The organism is Pseudomonas sp. MPR-R2A5 (genome assembly GCF_058793055.1).
The window spans coordinates 65833-83335 of the sequence record NZ_JBXAFK010000036.1; the positions used below are offsets into that span (position 1 = coordinate 65833).

The 17503-nt window shown below is 60.9% G+C and carries 17 protein-coding genes; 12 read left to right on the forward strand and 5 right to left on the reverse strand.

What is annotated here, in order from left to right:
- Positions 1-765 precede the first annotated feature (765 nt).
- Positions 766-1098, forward strand: a complete 333-nt coding sequence (locus AC1Q6I_RS23585; RefSeq protein WP_024074176.1) for a ComEA family DNA-binding protein — start codon at positions 766-768, stop codon at positions 1096-1098.
- Between the two features lie 14 nt (positions 1099-1112).
- Here the strand turns inward: AC1Q6I_RS23585 and AC1Q6I_RS23590 are convergent, their stop codons facing one another.
- The gene (locus AC1Q6I_RS23590) at positions 1113-1691 is read right to left on the reverse strand and encodes a TetR/AcrR family transcriptional regulator (RefSeq protein WP_102624362.1); all 579 of its coding nucleotides are present in this window, start codon (positions 1689-1691) and stop codon (positions 1113-1115) included.
- Positions 1692-1825: 134 nt separating this feature from the next.
- Here AC1Q6I_RS23590 and AC1Q6I_RS23595 point away from each other — a divergent pair, with 134 nt between their 5' ends.
- Both AC1Q6I_RS23595 and AC1Q6I_RS23600 read left to right on the forward strand, forming a co-directional pair.
- On the forward strand, positions 1826-2470 hold the full coding sequence (locus tag AC1Q6I_RS23595; protein ID WP_102624386.1) for a GntR family transcriptional regulator: 645 nt from the start codon (positions 1826-1828) through the stop codon (positions 2468-2470).
- A gap of 15 nt (positions 2471-2485) precedes the next feature.
- Positions 2486-3334, forward strand: coding sequence for an urea carboxylase-associated family protein (locus AC1Q6I_RS23600; protein WP_102624361.1), 849 nt, complete (start codon positions 2486-2488; stop codon positions 3332-3334).
- 8 nt (positions 3335-3342) lie between these two features.
- Here AC1Q6I_RS23600 and AC1Q6I_RS23605 read toward each other — a convergent pair whose 3' ends face one another.
- Both AC1Q6I_RS23605 and eat read right to left on the reverse strand, forming a co-directional pair.
- Complete coding sequence (locus tag AC1Q6I_RS23605; RefSeq protein ID WP_012722955.1) at positions 3343-3510, reverse strand: DUF2897 family protein; 168 nt, start codon at positions 3508-3510, stop codon at positions 3343-3345.
- Between the two features lie 111 nt (positions 3511-3621).
- Positions 3622-4986: an ethanolamine permease gene (gene eat / locus AC1Q6I_RS23610; protein ID WP_102624360.1), complete on the reverse strand. Its 1365-nt coding sequence runs from the start codon at positions 4984-4986 to the stop codon at positions 3622-3624.
- A 404-nt stretch (positions 4987-5390) separates the two neighbouring features.
- Between eat and kdpF the strand changes: the two genes are divergently transcribed.
- The 6 genes from kdpF (at position 5391) to AC1Q6I_RS23640 (ending at position 13369) form a co-directional block, all read left to right on the forward strand.
- Positions 5391-5480: a K(+)-transporting ATPase subunit F gene (gene kdpF, locus AC1Q6I_RS23615; RefSeq protein WP_003218754.1), complete on the forward strand. Its 90-nt coding sequence runs from the start codon at positions 5391-5393 to the stop codon at positions 5478-5480.
- A 9-nt stretch (positions 5481-5489) separates the two neighbouring features.
- Entirely contained in the window at positions 5490-7184 is a 1695-nt protein-coding gene (gene kdpA, locus AC1Q6I_RS23620) for a potassium-transporting ATPase subunit KdpA (RefSeq protein ID WP_102625646.1), read from the forward strand.
- Positions 7185-7195: 11 nt separating this feature from the next.
- Positions 7196-9253 (forward strand): potassium-transporting ATPase subunit KdpB, encoded by a 2058-nt coding sequence (gene kdpB / locus AC1Q6I_RS23625; protein WP_370694633.1) that lies wholly within the window; start codon positions 7196-7198, stop codon positions 9251-9253.
- A 64-nt stretch (positions 9254-9317) separates the two neighbouring features.
- On the forward strand, positions 9318-9863 hold the full coding sequence (gene kdpC, locus AC1Q6I_RS23630; protein ID WP_024074183.1) for a potassium-transporting ATPase subunit KdpC: 546 nt from the start codon (positions 9318-9320) through the stop codon (positions 9861-9863).
- Positions 9864-9990: 127 nt separating this feature from the next.
- Complete coding sequence (locus tag AC1Q6I_RS23635; RefSeq protein ID WP_024074184.1) at positions 9991-12642, forward strand: DUF4118 domain-containing protein; 2652 nt, start codon at positions 9991-9993, stop codon at positions 12640-12642.
- Positions 12643-12679: 37 nt separating this feature from the next.
- Positions 12680-13369 (forward strand): response regulator, encoded by a 690-nt coding sequence (locus AC1Q6I_RS23640; RefSeq protein WP_041160871.1) that lies wholly within the window; start codon positions 12680-12682, stop codon positions 13367-13369.
- A gap of 21 nt (positions 13370-13390) precedes the next feature.
- Here the strand turns inward: AC1Q6I_RS23640 and AC1Q6I_RS23645 are convergent, their stop codons facing one another.
- On the reverse strand, positions 13391-14428 hold the full coding sequence (locus tag AC1Q6I_RS23645) for a patatin-like phospholipase family protein (protein ID WP_024074186.1): 1038 nt from the start codon (positions 14426-14428) through the stop codon (positions 13391-13393).
- Positions 14429-14644: 216 nt separating this feature from the next.
- Here AC1Q6I_RS23645 and AC1Q6I_RS23650 point away from each other — a divergent pair, with 216 nt between their 5' ends.
- From AC1Q6I_RS23650 to AC1Q6I_RS23660, 3 genes are all read left to right on the forward strand, one after another.
- A complete protein-coding gene (locus tag AC1Q6I_RS23650; protein ID WP_024074187.1) occupies positions 14645-14923 on the forward strand; it encodes a hypothetical protein in 279 nt (92 codons plus the stop codon).
- A 44-nt stretch (positions 14924-14967) separates the two neighbouring features.
- On the forward strand, positions 14968-15729 hold the full coding sequence (locus AC1Q6I_RS23655; protein WP_102625645.1) for a CHAD domain-containing protein: 762 nt from the start codon (positions 14968-14970) through the stop codon (positions 15727-15729).
- An 89-nt stretch (positions 15730-15818) separates the two neighbouring features.
- Positions 15819-16616 (forward strand): acyl-CoA thioesterase, encoded by a 798-nt coding sequence (locus AC1Q6I_RS23660; RefSeq protein WP_102625644.1) that lies wholly within the window; start codon positions 15819-15821, stop codon positions 16614-16616.
- 8 nt (positions 16617-16624) lie between these two features.
- Here AC1Q6I_RS23660 and AC1Q6I_RS23665 read toward each other — a convergent pair whose 3' ends face one another.
- Entirely contained in the window at positions 16625-16987 is a 363-nt protein-coding gene (locus AC1Q6I_RS23665) for an Mpo1-like protein (protein ID WP_102625643.1), read from the reverse strand.
- Positions 16988-17503: the final 516 nt, after the last annotated feature.

Sequence of the window (17503 nt, forward strand, 5' to 3'; positions counted from 1 at the left end):
CCGCACTCGATACTCATCATCCGGGTCGATGTTAACGACGATATCGTCCTGAAGAAACGTTTCGACGATTGTACATGAGCGTGTATGGCTGGGGCTCAATCGATCGCAAGGTTAGACCTAGCGCTCAAGATTTTTCGGCACGTTGGGCCTGCTCCGTTCACGTCGTGCAATATACCAGATGCTACTATCCCCAGTGAGTCGTTCAGTCGCAATTGGCGTCTCGCACGAGTCCGTTTCTACAACGATATCCCCGTCAGCGTCCTTGTTCCGAACGGATGCGGGTCCTTGTCAATGAGCTATCCCACATTGGTGTCATAAGGCTCTCATCCTCCGGGATTGTTGTGGGGATCTCTGAGTGGGACAGACAAATGAATCGCACCGGTATGGTGGCTGGTACGAATGCCTTCGTAGGATGGTCGCAGTAGGATCGCTGGAGCTCTATCTAGCCAGGTGGACTGTTTTGGCGCATCGGTAACCATTACCTTTTAAAGAGATACTTGTTATCAAGGACTGGGGTTCTAGATGCGGAGGTCAATCAGGTCTGGTTGGGTACAGCCAGATAGGGTGAAGTGTTTGAACGTTGCACTTATACAGCTGTTTAGACTAAACAAACTGTCTGACTTTATTTAAAGCGTTGTCAAGATGGTATTATCGAGTTCATGCTTTGTAACATGACGGTTTTTGACTTGGGTGATGTTTCATCTAACGTGGAAAAGCAGCTTCGGAAAGCTGCTTTTCTCTTACCAATGTCATGGAGCGTCACCAATGCAAAACACCTACCTCTCCTCCCTAATCTTCGCCTTCCTCACCACGCTCTCCGTCACCACCACCGCAGCCCCGTCGATCAAACCCGAACCCCCAACCCCCATGGCGGCGCAGATGGTGCAGGTCGAGCAAGCCGCCAAGGTCAACCTGAATGCCGCCGACGCTGAAACCCTGCGTCGTGATCTCTTCGGCATCGGTGCCGCCAAGGCCAAGGCGATCATTGCCTACCGCGAAAGCAACGGGCCGTTCGCGGCGGTGGATGAGTTACTGGAGGTAAAGGGCATCGGCAAGGCGCTGTTGGAGAAGAACCGCGAGAGGCTCTCGATCAACTAAGGGGAGGAGGCCGGTCACTGACCGGCCTTTTCGTTTTCTGGAATCTGCGTCTTCAGGCTCTCACGTGCCACTTCCGTGATGCGCGCGGACAGTTCCGTATTCTCGACACTCCTGGCCAGTACCAATGCACCCACCAGGGTCGACATCATCACCAGGCTTTGCGCATCGCCACGTCCATCACCTAACGCCGTTTCAATCTGCTTGAGCCTTGCGCCAAGCACATCGTCGGTGGTTGTACTCGGTTGGCCCCTCAGGCCCAGTTCCGAAGACATGGTGGGCAGCGGGCATCCCTGATCCGGTGAGGTCAGGTGCCATTCCGACAGGTAACTATCAATAAATGCCTGCAGCGGCCGTTCCTGGCTGAACAGCATTTCGCAATGGGCATCCAACTCCGCCGCGGCCGCCTGCAGAGCTTTCTCCACCAGTTCATCCTTGGATTTGAAGTGCGCATAGAACCCACCGTGGGTCAGGTTCAGCGCTTTCATCAGCGGTTGCAGGCCGGTGGCGCTTATACCGTCGCGGCGAAAGCGTGCGGAGGCTTCCTTGATGATGCGTTGGTGGGTCTGGGCTTTACGGTCGGGTGAGTAACGCATGAGGTTGCCTCGTGAGACGTGGCGGCACTTTAACGAAAGTTGTTTCTTTTTACACATCTACTCGGCGCTATAGGCTTTGGCATGAAACGTGATTACGTCTTCCGCATGGATTGTTCAACAATCGTGAGGTGATGATGACGCTCAGTTTGTCTTTAGCTGACCAGATTGCCCTGGAGCTGCGGGCCGACATTATCGGTGGCCGGCTTTTGCCAGGGATGGCGTTGGTCGAGGCGGATCTGGTCAGGGCCTACAACGCGTCGCGCAATACGATTCGCGAGGCGTTGCATCGTTTGGGGCAGGAGGGCTTGACCCGCTATGTGCGTAACAAAGGGGTGATGGTCCGCCGGTTGGAGCGTGAGGAAGTGCGTGATCTGTTTGTCGTCCGCCGCACCTTGGAGTTGCAGGCTATTGCCCAGAGCGGCGCGCTGACGGGGGATCAATCCGAGCGCATGCAGAACGCGATCGAGGCCACGACCCTGGCTCGCGAGCGCGAGGATTGGCGGGCGGTGGCGACCCACAGCCTGTTGTTCCATCAACAGATTGTCGGGCTGATGCGCAGCCCTTTGTTCGATGAGTTTTTCGCCCAGGTGATCGCTCAGTTGCGCCTGGTGTTTTGCGCGGCGCCCGATGAGCAGCGCTTCCAGTCGCCCTGGCTGGAGCGCGATCGTGAGATTTACGCGTTACTGGTCCAAGGCGATAAACCCGCGGCAGGTGATGCGATGCGCGTGTATCTGGAGGATTCGGAACGCCTGTCGTTGGCCCTGTTTACCCACCCCTGATCGAGGATCTGAATCATGTACAAAGACTATCCGGCCGCTTATCAGGTCAGCAAAGGTTCGGCGTTGCAGGTCGACACGGCATTTTACGAGCGCATTCGTGAGCGAAAAGACCAGCGCACGTTGATCGAGCAGTTCGAGGTGCCGATTCGCACGGGGAGGGCGTGGAAGGTGCCGGCCGGGCATGTGTTTCGTGTCACCACGCCGGTGGGGCCGCAGGTGGGTGACTTCAACGTGTGGAACGCCAACGACCCACGCGAACGTCTGTGGGCAGCGCGTACGCGTCAATTGCAGGGCGCGCATGTCAGCACCCATGACCGGCTATGGTCGAGCCTGCCATTTCTGCGGCCCCTGGTGACCATCACCGATGACAGCCTGGCGAGTTATGGCATCGACGAGCATGGCGGTCGCCTGCACGATTTGCTCGGCACGCGCTGTGATCCCTATGTGAACCGCATGCTCACGGGGGAGGATTTCCATCATCACTGTCACTCAAACCTGACTCGCGCGGTGCTGCCCCACGGCCTGACGGAATTCGACGTGCATGACGTACTGAATATTTTCCAGTGCACGGGCCTCAATCACGACGATATGTACTTCATGAAAGCCTGCCCAGCACAGAAGGGCGATTACCTGGAGTTTTTTGCCGAGATTGATTTGCTGTGTGCGCTGTCGACCTGCCCGGGTGGCGATCTATCGTTGCCGATGTGGGGGCCGGATGCACAGGACCCGCTGACGGTGTGTCGGCCGCTGGGGGTTGAGATCTATCGGTTGGAGGATGAGTTGTTGAACGGCTGGAGCCAGCCGGAGCGTGCTGCCTATAAGGGGCAGCACGGGTTGCATATTGCCAAGGCGGCTTGGGAGTAACCCAAGGTTCAGCGATCCTGCGCATCCTTGGCATCGGCCTGGGCATTGCGCTCGGCCACGCGTTTGCGTTGTTCGTCGGTAAGTTCCACCTTGTTGGCGCTGTCACGCAGCATCATCAACCCACCGACGATCGACCCGATCGCAACCACCAAAATCAACCATGCGTACCACGGCATAACGCTCTCCTTGAGGCAGATTGCCGTGGGAGAGTTTTCCCACGGTAATAACTGCTTTGAGTAACAGGCTTTCTGAGTAGTTCAGTGTAGGCCTGTTCCGCCTCATTAACCTTAGAGCCCGGTCAACATTGCGTCCGCTGGCGCATCCGCACGATCCTGCGCGGTCAACTGGAAGTAGATGAAACCCGCCACCATGAAACCCAGGAAGATCAAGCCGATCAGCGCGTTGAACCAGGCCATGGCCACCAGGCATACCAGCGCCAGCATCAGCGCAATGCCCGGCACGATCGGGTAACCCGGTGCGCGGAAGGTGCGCTCCAGCAGCGGCTCGGTTTTGCGCAGTTTGAACAGGCTGAGCATGCTCATGATGTACATCACGATGGCGCCGAACACCGCCATGGTGATCATCGCCGCGGTCAGTGTCATGCCGCCGAGGTTGATCAGGCCGTCGCTGTAGATCGCCGCGATGCCGACCACGCCGCCGGCGATGATTGCCCGGTGCGGTGTCTGAAAGCGTGACAGTTTGGCCAGGAAAGACGGCAGGTAACCGGCACGGGCCAGGGCGAAGAACTGGCGCGAGTAGCCCAGGATGATGCCGTGGAAACTGGCCACCAGCCCGAACAGGCCGATCCATACCAGCATGTGCAGCCAGCCGGAGCTTTCACCCACCACGGTTTTCATCGCCTGTGGCAGCGGGTCGTTGATATTCGACAGGGTGCGCCAGTCACCCACGCCGCCGGCGAAGAACATCACGCCCATGGCCAGGATCACCAGGGTCAGGATGCCGCTGATGTAGGCCTTTGGAATGGTGCGCTTGGGATCTTTTGCCTCTTCAGCCGCCATGGCCGCACCTTCAATGGCGAGGAAAAACCAGATGGCGAAGGGGATCGCGGCAAACATCCCGGCAATCGCCGGGGCGCCGAAGGTGTCGGAACCGGCCCAGCCGTTCAGTGCGAAATTGCTGAAGCTGAAGGCCGGGGCGACCACGCCCATGAACACCAGCAATTCGGCGACGGCCAGCACGCACACCACCAATTCGAAGGTGGCGGCGAGTTTCACGCCGAGGATGTTCAGGCCCATAAAGACGATATAGGCGCCGACGGCCGCGTGTTTCGGGTCCAGTGCTGGAAATTGCACATTCAGGTAGGCGCCAATGGCCAATGCGATGGCGGGCGGGGCGAAGACAAATTCGATCAGGGTCGCCAGCCCGGCGATCAAGCCACCTTTCTCACCAAAGGCGCGACGGCTGTAGGCAAACGGCCCACCCGCATGAGGAATCGCCGTCGTCAGCTCGGTGAAACTGAAGATAAAGCAGGTGTACATCGCCGCGACCATCAATGAGGTCACCAGGAAGCCCAGGGTCCCTGCAACGCCCCAGCCATAACTCCAGCCGAAGTATTCACCCGATATCACCAGCCCGACGGCGATGCCCCATAAGTGCAGGGTGCCCAGGGTGGGTTTGAGTTGTGTGTTCATCGTGATGCGCTCCGTGAACGGTTTGGAATGTGATTCAAGGTGTTGCAGCGGACATGCCATGCCTCCCAACCGTGTCGTAAAGCGGCGCAACTGTCGTCTGGGGGATGGTTTGGCGTTTGAAATTTTCCGGTATTGCACCAGATAAGTGCGGGGGTGGCTGGGAGGGCCTCATCGGGGGCAAGCCCCCTCCCACATTTTGACCGGTGTACGCAGGCCAAGTGTGGGAGGGGGCTTGTCCCCGATGAGGCCCTCCAATCCAGCACAACCCCCCCTGTAAACCCCGCATAAACCCACTCTTTACGCCGTCTTTACGCCCCGACCACCCCGTCGCTCTCGTTCCTTTACACCACTCCTGCCGACAATTGCCCCACACGCGGCACTCGCCGCTAAACGGAGAGACTTCCATGAGCGTTCTGGACGGGGTGTCACTGCTATTGGCCGTGGCGCTGTTCATTTATCTGCTGGTTGCGCTGTTACGCGCGGATCGGAACTAGGAGCGGGCTATGCACAGTTATGACTATTGGCTGATCATCGCCTTCTTCGCCGTGGTGCTGGTGCCGGCGCCGTTTCTGGGTCGGTTCTACTACAAGGTGATGGAAGGCCAGCGCACTTGGCTCACCCCCGTGTTCGGCCCGGTCGAGCGTGCGTGTTATCGCATTGCCGGGGTAGATGAGCAGCAGGAACAAAGCTGGCAGAAATACATGCTGGCCTTGCTCGCGTTCAACCTCGCGGGCTTTTTGCTGTTGTTCGCGATCCTGCTGTTCCAGGACTATCTCCCACTGAACCCGCAGAAATTGCCGGGTCAGGAATGGACCCTGGCCTTCAACACCGCGGTCAGTTTCATGACCAACACCAACTGGCAGTCCTACAGCGGTGAAGCCTCTCTGAGCTACCTCAGCCAGATGGCTGGCCTCACCGTGCAGAACTTCGTCAGTGCCGCCACCGGCCTCGCCGTCCTGGTCGCGCTGTGCCGTGGGATCGGTCGCAAATCCACCCAGACCCTGGGTAACTTCTGGGTCGATATGACCCGCGCCACCCTCTACGGTCTGTTGCCGTTGTGCCTGGTGCTGGCGCTGTTCCTGGTGTGGCAGGGCGTGCCGCAAACCTTCGCCCATTACGTGGATGCCGTGACCCTGCAAGGCGTGGATCAAGTGATCCCCCTGGGCCCGGCGGCGAGCCAGATTGCGATCAAGCAATTGGGCACCAACGGTGGCGGTTTCTTCGGCGTCAACTCGGCGCACCCGTTTGAAGACCCGACCGCCTGGGCCAACCTGTTCGAGCTGGCCTCGATCATCCTGATCCCGGTGGCGCTGGTGTTCACCTTCGGCCACTACGTCAAAGACCTGCGTCAGAGCCGTGCGATCCTCGGCTGCATGCTCGCGCTGTTCCTGATCGGCGGCGCGACGTCGCTGTGGGCCGAGTACCAGCCCAACCCGGCGCTGAACAACCCGGCCGTGGAACAGACCGCACCGCTGGAAGGCAAGGAAGCGCGCTTCGGCACCACCGGTACCGTGCTGTGGTCGGTGACCACCACCGCGGCGTCCAACGGTTCGGTCAACGGCATGCAGGACAGCCTCAACCCGCTGAGCGGGATGGTGGCACTGGTCAACATGATGGTCGGTGAAGTGATCTTCGGCGGCGTCGGCGCCGGCATGTACGGGATGCTGCTCAACGTGTTGATTGCCGTATTTCTCGCCGGCCTGATGATCGGTCGCACCCCGGAATACCTGGGCAAGAAACTCCAGGCCAAGGAAGTGCAGTTGCTGGTCGTGACCCTGCTGGTGATGCCGGTGGGCGTGTTGGTACTGGGTGCCATCGCCGCGAGCCTGCCCGGCCCTGCCAGTGCTATCAGCAACCCTGGCCCTCACGGCTTCAGCCAGTTGCTTTACGCCTACACCTCAGCCAGTGCCAACAACGGTTCGGCGTTTGGCGGTTTCAGTGCCAACACCCCGTTCCATAACTTGATGTTGGGCCTGGGCATGTTGATCGGTCGTTTCGGCTACATCCTCCCGGTACTGGCCCTGGCCGGCAGCCTGGCGATGAAGAAAACCGCACCGATTGGCCAGAACAGCTTCCCCACCCACGGCCCGCTGTTCGTGACCCTGTTGACCGTGACCATTTTGCTGGTGGGCGGCCTGACCTTCCTGCCAACGCTGGCGCTGGGCCCCATTGCTGAACACTTGAGCATGGGTTTCTGAGGGATATGAAAATGAATATGCCTGCAAAAAACGCGACCCCGGTCAAACACCAGGAACCCGCCAAAACCGCTATTTCCGCCCTGTGGCGCCCGGCGCTGGTCCAGGCGTTCGTCAAGCTCGACCCACGCCAGTTGCAACGCTCGCCGGTGATGCTGGTGGTCGAGCTGACCGCGATCCTCACCACCGTGCTGTGCTTTGTGCCGGACACGGCGGTGCCGACCTTCGTCGCCGTGCAGATCGCCGTGTGGCTGTGGTTCACCGTGCTGTTCGCCAACTTCGCCGAAGCCTTGGCCGAAGGGCGTGGCAAGGCCCGTGCCGACAGCCTCAAGGCCGGCAGCGAGGGCTTGAGCGCGCGCCGCAAGGAAGCCGATGGCAGTTTCAAGGTCGTGCCCGCCACCAGCCTGCGCAAAGGTGATGTGGTGCGCGTCGCCGCCGGGGAAATGATCCCCGGCGACGGCGAGGTCATCGAAGGTATCGCGGCGGTCAACGAAGCGGCGATCACCGGTGAATCCGCCCCCGTGATCCGCGAGTCCGGCGGCGACCGTTCCGCCGTCACCGGCAACACACGCCTGGTCTCGGACTGGCTGCTGATCCGCATCACCGCCAACCCTGGCGAGTCGACCCTGGACCGCATGATTGCCCTGGTGGAAGGGGCCAAGCGCCAGAAAACCCCCAATGAAGTCGCGCTGGATATCCTGCTGATCGGCCTGACTCTGATCTTCCTGCTGGTGGTAGTGACGCTGCAACCGTTCGCTCACTTCGCCAATGGCAGCCTGCCCTTGGTGTTCCTGGTCGCCCTGCTGGTAACGTTGATTCCGACCACCATCGGGGGCTTGTTGTCGGCCATCGGTATCGCTGGCATGGACCGCCTGGTGCGCCTCAATGTCATCGCCAAGTCCGGCCGCGCCGTGGAAGCGGCGGGGGACGTGCATGTGTTGCTGCTGGACAAGACCGGCACCATCACCTTTGGTAACCGTCGCTGCTCGGCCGTGGTCGCGGCACCGGGTGTGAGCGGACGGGAGTTGGCCGAAGGCGCACTGCTGGCCTCGCTGGCGGATGACACGGCGGAAGGCAAATCCATCGTCGAATACCTGCGGGCCTTGCACCCTCAGGCCGAGCCGTCCCTGGATGAATTGACCGCCGTCCCGTTCACCGCTGAAACCCGCTTGTCTGGCGTCGACTACCAGGGGCGCGTGTTCCGTAAAGGCGCCGTGGATTCGCTGCTGGCGTTTATCGGTCAACCACGCAGCGACCTGCAACCCGCGCTATCGCGGGAGATCGACAAGATCGCCCAGAGCGGTGGCACACCGTTGCTGGTGTGCGCCGATGGCAAGTTGCTGGGGGCGATCCATCTCAAAGACGTGGTCAAGCCTGGCATTCGCGAACGTTTCGCCGAACTGCGCAAGCTGGGGATTCGTACCGTGATGGTGACCGGCGACAACCCGCTGACCGCTGCTGCGATTGCGGCCGAAGCCGGCGTGGATGACGTACTCGCCGAAGCCACTCCAGAGAAAAAACTCGCACGCATTCGCCATGAGCAAAATGACGGTCGCTTGGTTGCCATGTGCGGCGACGGTGCTAACGACGCCCCGGCGCTGGCCCAGGCGGACGTCGGCATGGCCATGAACGACGGTACCCAGGCCGCTCGCGAGGCCGCGAACATGGTCGACCTCGACAGCGACCCGACCAAGCTGCTGGACGTGGTGCAGATCGGCAAGGAGTTGCTGGTGACCCGTGGCGCGCTGACAACCTTTTCCATCGCCAACGACGTGGCCAAGTACTTTGCGATCCTGCCGGCGCTGTTCGCCTCGATCTACCCGCAATTGGGTGTGCTCAACGTGATGCACTTGCAGAGTCCGCAAAGCGCGATCCTCTCGGCCATCGTGTTCAACGCGCTGATCATCGTGGTGTTGATCCCCCTGGCCCTGCGCGGTGTACGGGTGCAAGCAGCGAGTGCGGCGGCATTGCTGCGGCGCAATCTGTTGATCTACGGGTTGGGCGGGATCCTGGTGCCATTCGTGGGCATCAAGGCGATCGACATGCTGCTGACTGCGCTGCACCTGGTTTGACCCGATACCCGTGGGCACCATCCCCGTGCCCACAGGTTGCAAAGACCGAATTGAGGAGTTTGAAATGTCCAACATAATCCGCCCGGCCCTGAGCCTGCTGGTGCTCATGACCCTGATCACCGGCGTCGCTTACCCACTGGTGGTAACCGGTGTCGCCCAAGTTGCCTTCCCGGACCAGGCCAACGGCAGCCTGGTGCGTGATGCCAGCGGCAAGGTGCGTGGCTCCAGCCTGATCGCCCAGGATTTTACCGGTGACAGCTGGTTCCACCCACGCCCTTCGGCGGGCGCGTTTGCTACCGTGTCCAGCAGCGCCAGCAACCTTGGCCCAAGCAATCCGGCGCTGGCCACCCGCGTGTTCGACGATGCGAACAAGCAACTGGTGCCGAGCCAGGGCCCAGTGCCTCTGGTGTCGCTGACTACCTCTGGCAGCGGTCTTGATCCACACTTGCCACCCGAGGCGATTGCCTATCAACTGGCGCGGGTAGCGGCCGCGCGGAATGTGCCGGTGTCCACGCTGCAACGCTTGCTGGATGCGCATATCGAAAGCCCGCTGGTGGGGCCGCCAGTGGTGAATGTGCTGGCGCTGAACATGGCGTTGGAAAAACTATGATCCTCTGTAGGCGCGTGCTTGCTCGCGAAGGTCGTTAACGATGACGCGGGCGTCCAGCATGAACGCGGCGCTCTTGAGTTTTTCGCGAGCAAGCTCGCTCCTACCCTAATTGTTGAAGGACCCCTGCATGAGCGACTCCGGCCGCGCCGATGCTTTCCTAGCCGATCTGCCCCGGGACGGGCGTGGTCGGCTCAAAGTCTTCCTCGGCGCCGCGCCCGGGGTAGGCAAGACCTACGCCATGCTCCAGGCGGCGCACACCCAGTTGCGCCAGGGCGTCAAGGTGATCGCCGGCGTGGTCGAAACCCACGGCCGCGCCGAGACCGAGGCCTTGCTCAGTGGCCTGCCGCAACAACCGTTGCTGCGCAGTGAATACCGTGGCGTGATGCTCGAAGAGATGGACCTCGACGGCCTGCTCGCCGCCAAGCCCCAACTGGTGCTGGTGGACGAGCTGGCCCACAGCAACGCCCCTGGCAGCCGCCATGAAAAGCGCTGGCAAGACATCCAGGAGCTGCTCGCGGCTGGCATCAACGTGTTCACCACGGTCAACGTCCAGCATCTGGAAAGCCTCAACGACCAAGTGCGCGGCATCACCGGCGTACAGGTGCGCGAAACCCTGCCGGACTGGGTGCTGCAAGAGGCCGACGAACTGCTGCTGATCGACCTGCCGTCCCGAGAGTTGCTGGAGCGCCTGCGTGACGGCAAGGTGTATGTGCCCGAGCAGGCCCGCGCGGCCATCGACGCATTTTTCACCCAGACCAACCTGATGGCCTTGCGCGAACTGGCGATGCAAACCGCCGCCGCCCATGTCGATGATGACCTGGCCCAGGGGTATCGCCAGCTCGGCCAGGCCGCGCCAGCGGTGCGTGGTCGTTTACTGGTGGGGATTGATGGCGATGCACAAGCCGAGCGCCTGGTGCGACATGCCAGCCGCGTGGCCCAGCGTCGGCATTTGCCGTGGAGCCTGGTGCATATCGACAACGGCCGCGCACGGGACGAACAATCGCGCCTGCGCCTGCAAAATGCCCAGCAACTGGCCGAACGCCTGGGCGGTGAAGTGGTACTGCTGCGTGCGGGCGAGGTGGCCAAGACGTTGATCCAGCATGCCGCCGAACGTCGCGCCAGCCTGTTGCTGGTGGGGCAGTCACGGCCACGCTGGCGGCGCCGGCTGTTCGGTGGGGGGCTGGCGGCGCGGTTGTTGCGTAATGCGCACGGCCTGGAAATCAGCGTGCTCTACAGCGACGACATGCCGCCGCCGCCTCGCCTGCCCGAGGTGCATGGGCTGGTGTGGTTCGATTACGCTTTGGCGGTTGTCGCGACGGTCGTCGCGGCGGCCGTGGCCTGGGGCGTGTCCAGTGTGTTGCCGCTGCCGAATATCTCGCTGGTGTTTCTCGCTGCGGTGTTGCTGGTGGCGGTGCGTAGCAGCCTGGGGCCGTCACTGGTGTGTGCGGCGTTGTCGTTCCTGACGTACGACTTCCTGTTTATCCCACCCCGTTTTTCCTTCGCCATCCAGCGTGAAGAGGACGTGCTGACGTTGCTGTTCTTCCTGCTGATGGCGGCGCTCACCGGCAATCTTGCTGCGCGACAACGCCGGCAGCTGCAGGCTTTGCGCGATACCCAGGAAGAAACCAGCGAACTGCTGGACCTGTCGCGCAAGCTTACGGCGGCCACGGATCGCCAGGCGGTGATCAGCGCAGCGGCCCATCATCTGGAAGGCTGGAGCGACCTGGACTTGTGCCTGGTCAATCGCGACGGCCAAGGCGATTGGAAAGTCGAGACCGGTGGCCCGCTGGTCTTCACCGAAGCCGAGCGCGCTGCCGCTGATTGGGCCTGGCAGCACGATCAACCCGCCGGCAAAGGCACCGGCACCTTGCCACTTGGGCGCTGGTGGTGGTGGCCGCTGTCAGGTGAAGAAGGCCCGCTGGGCCTGCTCGGTGTCAGTGCAAAACCGGGTCTGGAATTGAGCGGCCAACGCCGTCGCCTGCTGACGGCCTTGAGCCAACCACTGGCGCAGGCGTTGGCGCGGGCGCAACTGGCGCAGGAACTGGAGTCGGCGCGCCTGCACGGCGAAACCGAGCAACTGCGCAGCGCCTTGCTCGCCTCGGTGTCCCATGATTTGCGTACGCCGTTGACCTCCATGCGTGGCAGCATCGACAGCCTCCTGGCGCTGGGTGAAGCTATCCCGCTGGAGGATCGCCGCGAGTTGCTCGAAGGTACCCGTGACGAAGCCGAGCGCCTCGACCGCTACATCCAGAACCTGCTGGACATGACGCGCCTGGGCCACGGCGCGCTGAAGCTGGCGCGGGATTGGGTGTCGCCCGGCGATATCGTCGGCAGTGCCCTTGGCCGTCTGCGTGCGGTGCTGGCGCCTTTGCAGGTGAGCACTGATGTGCCGCCGGAACTGCCGTTGCTCTATGTGCATGCGGCCTTGATCGAGCAAGCCCTGGTCAACGTGCTGGAAAATGCCGCGCGGTTCTCGCCGCCCCAGGGACGTTTGCAACTGAGCGCCGGAGTGTCGGGCAACCAGCTGTTTTTCGCCGTGGCCGATGAGGGGCCGGGGATTCCCGAGGACGAGCGCGCGAAGATTTTCGATATGTTCTACACCGCTGCCCGGGGCGATCGGGGCGGGCAGGGCACCGGGTTGGGCCTGGCGATCTGCCAGGGCATGGTCGGCGCCCATGGCGGGCATATCAGCGTCGCCGATGGCATTGACGGGCGGGGCACCTGCATCACCTTGTTCCTGCCGTTGCCGGCACAGCCTGGCCTGGAGCGCGAGGCGTGAGCTACTCTCTTTTTTTTATGGATTTTGATTGGACACCATGAGCCAGACCGCGACGATTTTGGTCATCGATGACGAACCGCAGATCCGCAAATTCCTGCGCATCAGCCTGGCCTCCCAGGGGTACAAAGTGATCGAGGCCGGCAGCGGCAACGAAGGCCTGGCGCAGGCGGCATTGAGCAAGCCGGACTTGCTGGTGCTCGACCTTGGCCTGCCGGATATGGACGGCCAGCAAGTGCTGCGCGAGTTTCGCGAATGGTCGACGGTGCCGGTCCTGGTGTTGTCGGTACGGGCCAGTGAGATACAGAAGGTCGAGGCCCTGGATGGAGGCGCGAACGATTACGTCACCAAACCCTTTGGCATCCAGGAGTTTCTCGCCCGGGTGCGTGCATTGCTGCGTCAGGCGCCCGCGGGAGAAGCCCAGGAAGCGGCCTTGAGTTTCGGCCCGCTGACGGTGGACCTGGCTTATCGTCGCGTGTTGCTGGATGGCGAGGAAGTGGCACTGACCCGCAAGGAGTACGCGGTGCTGGCACAACTGGCACGCCACCCCGGGCGGGTGATTACCCAGCAGCAATTGCTCAAGGACATCTGGGGCCCCACCCACATCGAAGACAGCCATTACCTGCGCATCGTGGTGGGCCATCTGCGCCAGAAACTGGCGGACGATCCGACGCAGCCACGGTTTATCGTGACCGAGGCGGGGGTAGGGTATCGGTTGTTGGGGGCTTAGCCCTCAGCCCCAGCACACCGTTCAGCGCTGTTCACTTTCATAGCGATCCAGCGTATCGCTGGCAATCTCCCTGCCCAGGGCGATCAACTCCGGCGCCTTGTAGAACTCGAAAAACCGACACACCCGTTTCGGCACGTTGATCAGGATATCCGGCGGATAGCCGGCGATCTTGTACTGCGCCAACGACGTCTGCATCACCTCGAAGCTCTGGTTGATCAAGTCCAGCAGCGACGCAGGCCCGACGTTATCGATGATGAACGAGCCCGTGGCCGATTTCGGCGCCCCGGCCTTTTCGGGCGCGGCGGCAGGTTGCTGGGATTCGGGTTCAGCCGATTCCAGCCATGGGTTGATCTCGGCCGCCTGGGCCTGCAAGGCTTCCTGTTCCAGCTTCATCAGTTGCTCGGCCTGCTTGCGGCGAAACGGCAGGTGCGAACCCAGTGACTTCGCCAGGCTGTTGAACCGGCTCTTGAATGCCGGCGGGCGTGGGATCACGGGTAAATGGTAGTGCTTCTGGTTGGTGGCGTTGAGGTTCACCGCGATGATCAGGTCGCAATGGCTCGACACCACGGGCACGATCGGCAGCGGGTTGAGCAGGCCGCCGTCCACCAGCATGCGGTTGCCCTGCATCACGGGCGTAAACAGGCTGGGGATCGCCGCCGAGGCACGCATGGCCTGGTGCAGGCAGCCTTCCTGGAACCAGATTTCCTGCTGGTTGGTCAGGTCGGTGGCCACGGCCGTGTAGGGGATGCGCAGTTCTTCGATATTGATTTCGCCAACGATCTTGCGGATTTGCCCGAAGACTTTCTCGCCACGGATCGCACCGAGACGAAAACTGACGTCCACCAGGCGCAAGACATCCAGGTAGTCGAGGCTTTCGATCCAGTTTCGATACTCATCGAGCTTGCCGGCGGCGTAGATCCCGCCCACCACCGCGCCCATGGAACAGCCTGCGATACAGGCGATGTCGTAGCCGCGCCGTTCGATTTCCTCGATCACCCCGATATGGGCATAGCCCCGGGCCCCGCCGGAGCCCAGCACCAAGGCAACACGCTTTTTCATGGTCGATGTCCTTCATTAAGCAGGCGCTCACAATGCACCCATTGAGGGGGCTGCTTCAATCTTCATGAACCGTGCAATAATTTTCCAGAATAGCGCCTCGGCTCGGGTATGCTCTGGCAATAGGCGCTTCTGATTTCAGGCTATGGATAAGGCACTTTTCCTTGTAGGCAACGTCTACACCGTACGACTGTTTTTCTTAAATTTGAGGTGTCATCGATGAAAGCCTGGATGTGTGTGCCTGTGATCATGTTGGCCCTGGCCGGTTGCGCCGGGAAAACCGCATACCGCGACAGCTGCGGCACCCAATTGGATGCAGCGTGGAAAGAGTTGGACCTGGCCAAGGCCGAAGGCTTTGCCGGCACCGTGAGCTATTCCAAGGCCTTGTCCCTGTTGACAGGCGCGAAGACCCAGCAACAGTTTGAAGCGTTCGAAGGCTGCTCCAACAAAGCTGAAAAGGCGCGGTTCTATATTCGTGAGTCGCGCGCTGGGCGTTGATCCCAGGGAGCGAATAGGGTTTTTCATCGAGAAGTGAGGGCAGGATGTCAGCTTTGGTCGATCAGTTAGTCGCTCAGGTCATTGGCCTGGAAGTAGGGTTACTGAGCTGCCAGGCTCGCCTTGCCGCCGTTACCGATGATGAAGCCCTGCATGATTTGCGCACTACCGTGCGACGCCTGCGCAGCTTGTTGCGCCCTTTGCGTGGGCTGCCGGGCGTCGAACACCTTGAATTGGCCGCCAGCACGGTCGGCCAATTGACCACTCCGCTGCGTGACCGTGAAGTACTGGCCGCCTACCTGCACCAGCATGGTCACCACGACGCCGCCGACCGCCGCCTGCGGCTGCAGCCCGATGCCTACCGCCAGGTGGCTCAAGGTCCTGAGTTGGCTCACCTGCTGAAAATTCTCGATGCATTCCCACGGTTTATCCGAGCGTCCCAACACCAGAAATTGCTCAAGGGCTTGCGCCTGCGCATCGAGAAACGCCTGGCCAAGCAATGGCAGAAACTCGACGAAGCACTGAAGGATCCCAGCCATGATCGCCACCGTTTGCGGTTGCTGATCAAGCGCGTGCGCTATGCCGCCGAAGCCTATCCCGAACTGGACAAGCTCCCGGCCAAAGCCCTGTCGCGCCTGAAGGATGCCCAAGGCGCGCTTGGCGATTGGCATGATTGCTGGCAATGGTTGGCCCAGGCCGAACATCAAGCCGATCTGCAGCCGTGTGTCGCGGTATGGCAACGGACCATGGTCAAGGCTGAAGGGCAGGCGGACCGAGTGCTGGATAAGCTCAGCGCCGATTGTTTTTAAACCGGTCCGGCTTTTGGCCGGAATAGGCGCTGTACCTGGCCGTCACGATGGTTAAGATCCAGCATCGGTTTTCTTGATGTGAGGTCGCCATGCGCTTTAGTGATTTGCTCGACGCTGCCCGTAGCCACCCGTTGGATATCACCATCCCCGCAGAATGGGCCCAGGGCCGTGCGACCTTCGGCGGCCTGGTCGTCGCTTTGCAATACGAAGCTTTGCGCGCCCACGTGCCTGCCGATCGGCCATTGCGCTCGCTGGCGGTTACCTTCGTCGGTCCGGTTGCGCCCGATGTACCCGCAAGCTATCAAGTCGAAGTGCTGCGCGAAGGCAAGGCGGTCAGCCAGTTGCTCGGTCGTGTGGTGCAAAACGGCGAAGTTGCGACGCTGGTGCAGGCCAGTTTCGGCGCGTCCCGCGAGTCGCAGATCTTGGTCGGGAGCGAACCGCCACCGACGTTCAAGCATTGGGATGAGTGCCAGGAACTGCCGTATATCAAGGGCGTCACCCCCGAATTCATGCGGCACCTGGCGATGCGTTGGAGTGTCGGCGGCCTGCCATTTACCGGCAATAAATCCCGTGACATGGGCGGCTGGGTTCGGTTACGTGGGGATGTGAAAGAAGAACCACTGACCGAAGCGCACATCCTCGCACTTGTCGACGCGTGGCCACCGGCCTTGCTCCCGCACCTGAAGAAACCGGCGCCGGGCAGCACCCTGACCTGGACCATCGAATTCATCCAGCCGCTGCAAAACCTCACCACCCTCGACTGGTGCCAGTATCTCGTCAACATCGAACACGCCCGCGACGGCTACGGCCACGCCGCCGCTGCGCTATGGAGCCCGACCGGCGAACTGATCGCGATCAGCCGCCAGACCGTGGTGGTCTTCGCCTAAGCCGGCTATCAGTGGTGGTGGCGCTGACGCCAGGCGCGCCACCAGCCACCGCTCAACACAAAGCGCGGGAAGGTCACGAACTGCTCGACAACCAGGCGCTGTACGGCGTCTTTACGGTCACTGAACGGCTCGCTGGCTTGAACTTCCAGGCGATGACCCTGCCGCTGCAAGCCCAGGCCGGCGAGGATACCGACAACACCCACCGCAAAACTGGCCAAGCTCAGGCTGAATACACCGGAAACGATCAACAGGAAGCCGATGATAAACATCGGCACGGCGATCAGGTGCAGCGCCAGGTTTGTCGGGTGCTGATGGTTTTGCGGGTAGTTGCGCCATTGCCAGGCGGGGAGATTGGGATGACGTTTGCCCATGATGGTGAATCCTCTGTCCGTTGAAATAACATGGGGAGAGTTTAGGTGGGGGTGGGGCGCGTGGGCGAATTGGGGTTGGCTATGGGGTCTATAGTTAGCACGAAATAATAGGTATCGACTAGCAGTCCGGTATTCAGCTCTTCTGAGAGGGCACACACGTAAAGTAAATAAAATGAATGTCGCACTCCTAAACTCATTACCTATGGATATATTCGTGAACACCGTTTTGCTGAATTTCTTCCAGGTTTATTTTGTGAATGGTTTCGTTTAGGGAAGGCAAGTGTTTTGAGTGGCAAATGAGCTGGGCGACACTATGTGTTTCTGCATCATAGAACCTGAAGGAAATACGGTAACGGGGACGCCCATTTATTTAATGGAGCAGTGAATCGAATGTTCAGGTTATAAATGGTTCTGCTCCTGTATTCTGTGCTTTTTTCGTTAAGGATGGTCTGAAGTAGCCATGTATTTCCCCGGCATACCACCTAGCGCAACTTTTAAACTCGCCAAATGATCAAA

Bases quoted from the DNA above. Each gene is read 5' to 3' on its own strand.
- AC1Q6I_RS23585 (WP_024074176.1), top strand. From the start codon at position 766: ATGCAAAACACCTACCTCTCCTCCCTAATCTTCGCCTTCCTCACCACG.
- AC1Q6I_RS23590 (WP_102624362.1), bottom strand. From the start codon at position 1,691: ATGCGTTACTCACCCGACCGTAAAGCCCAGACCCACCAACGCATCATC.
- AC1Q6I_RS23595 (WP_102624386.1), top strand. From the start codon at position 1,826: ATGACGCTCAGTTTGTCTTTAGCTGACCAGATTGCCCTGGAGCTGCGG.
- AC1Q6I_RS23600 (WP_102624361.1), top strand. From the start codon at position 2,486: ATGTACAAAGACTATCCGGCCGCTTATCAGGTCAGCAAAGGTTCGGCG.
- AC1Q6I_RS23605 (WP_012722955.1), bottom strand. From the start codon at position 3,510: ATGCCGTGGTACGCATGGTTGATTTTGGTGGTTGCGATCGGGTCGATC.
- eat (WP_102624360.1), bottom strand. From the start codon at position 4,986: ATGAACACACAACTCAAACCCACCCTGGGCACCCTGCACTTATGGGGC.
- kdpF (WP_003218754.1), top strand. From the start codon at position 5,391: ATGAGCGTTCTGGACGGGGTGTCACTGCTATTGGCCGTGGCGCTGTTC.
- kdpA (WP_102625646.1), top strand. From the start codon at position 5,490: ATGCACAGTTATGACTATTGGCTGATCATCGCCTTCTTCGCCGTGGTG.
- kdpB (WP_370694633.1), top strand. From the start codon at position 7,196: ATGAATATGCCTGCAAAAAACGCGACCCCGGTCAAACACCAGGAACCC.
- kdpC (WP_024074183.1), top strand. From the start codon at position 9,318: ATGTCCAACATAATCCGCCCGGCCCTGAGCCTGCTGGTGCTCATGACC.
- AC1Q6I_RS23635 (WP_024074184.1), top strand. From the start codon at position 9,991: ATGAGCGACTCCGGCCGCGCCGATGCTTTCCTAGCCGATCTGCCCCGG.
- AC1Q6I_RS23640 (WP_041160871.1), top strand. From the start codon at position 12,680: ATGAGCCAGACCGCGACGATTTTGGTCATCGATGACGAACCGCAGATC.
- AC1Q6I_RS23645 (WP_024074186.1), bottom strand. From the start codon at position 14,428: ATGAAAAAGCGTGTTGCCTTGGTGCTGGGCTCCGGCGGGGCCCGGGGC.
- AC1Q6I_RS23650 (WP_024074187.1), top strand. From the start codon at position 14,645: ATGAAAGCCTGGATGTGTGTGCCTGTGATCATGTTGGCCCTGGCCGGT.
- AC1Q6I_RS23655 (WP_102625645.1), top strand. From the start codon at position 14,968: ATGTCAGCTTTGGTCGATCAGTTAGTCGCTCAGGTCATTGGCCTGGAA.
- AC1Q6I_RS23660 (WP_102625644.1), top strand. From the start codon at position 15,819: ATGCGCTTTAGTGATTTGCTCGACGCTGCCCGTAGCCACCCGTTGGAT.
- AC1Q6I_RS23665 (WP_102625643.1), bottom strand. From the start codon at position 16,987: ATGGGCAAACGTCATCCCAATCTCCCCGCCTGGCAATGGCGCAACTAC.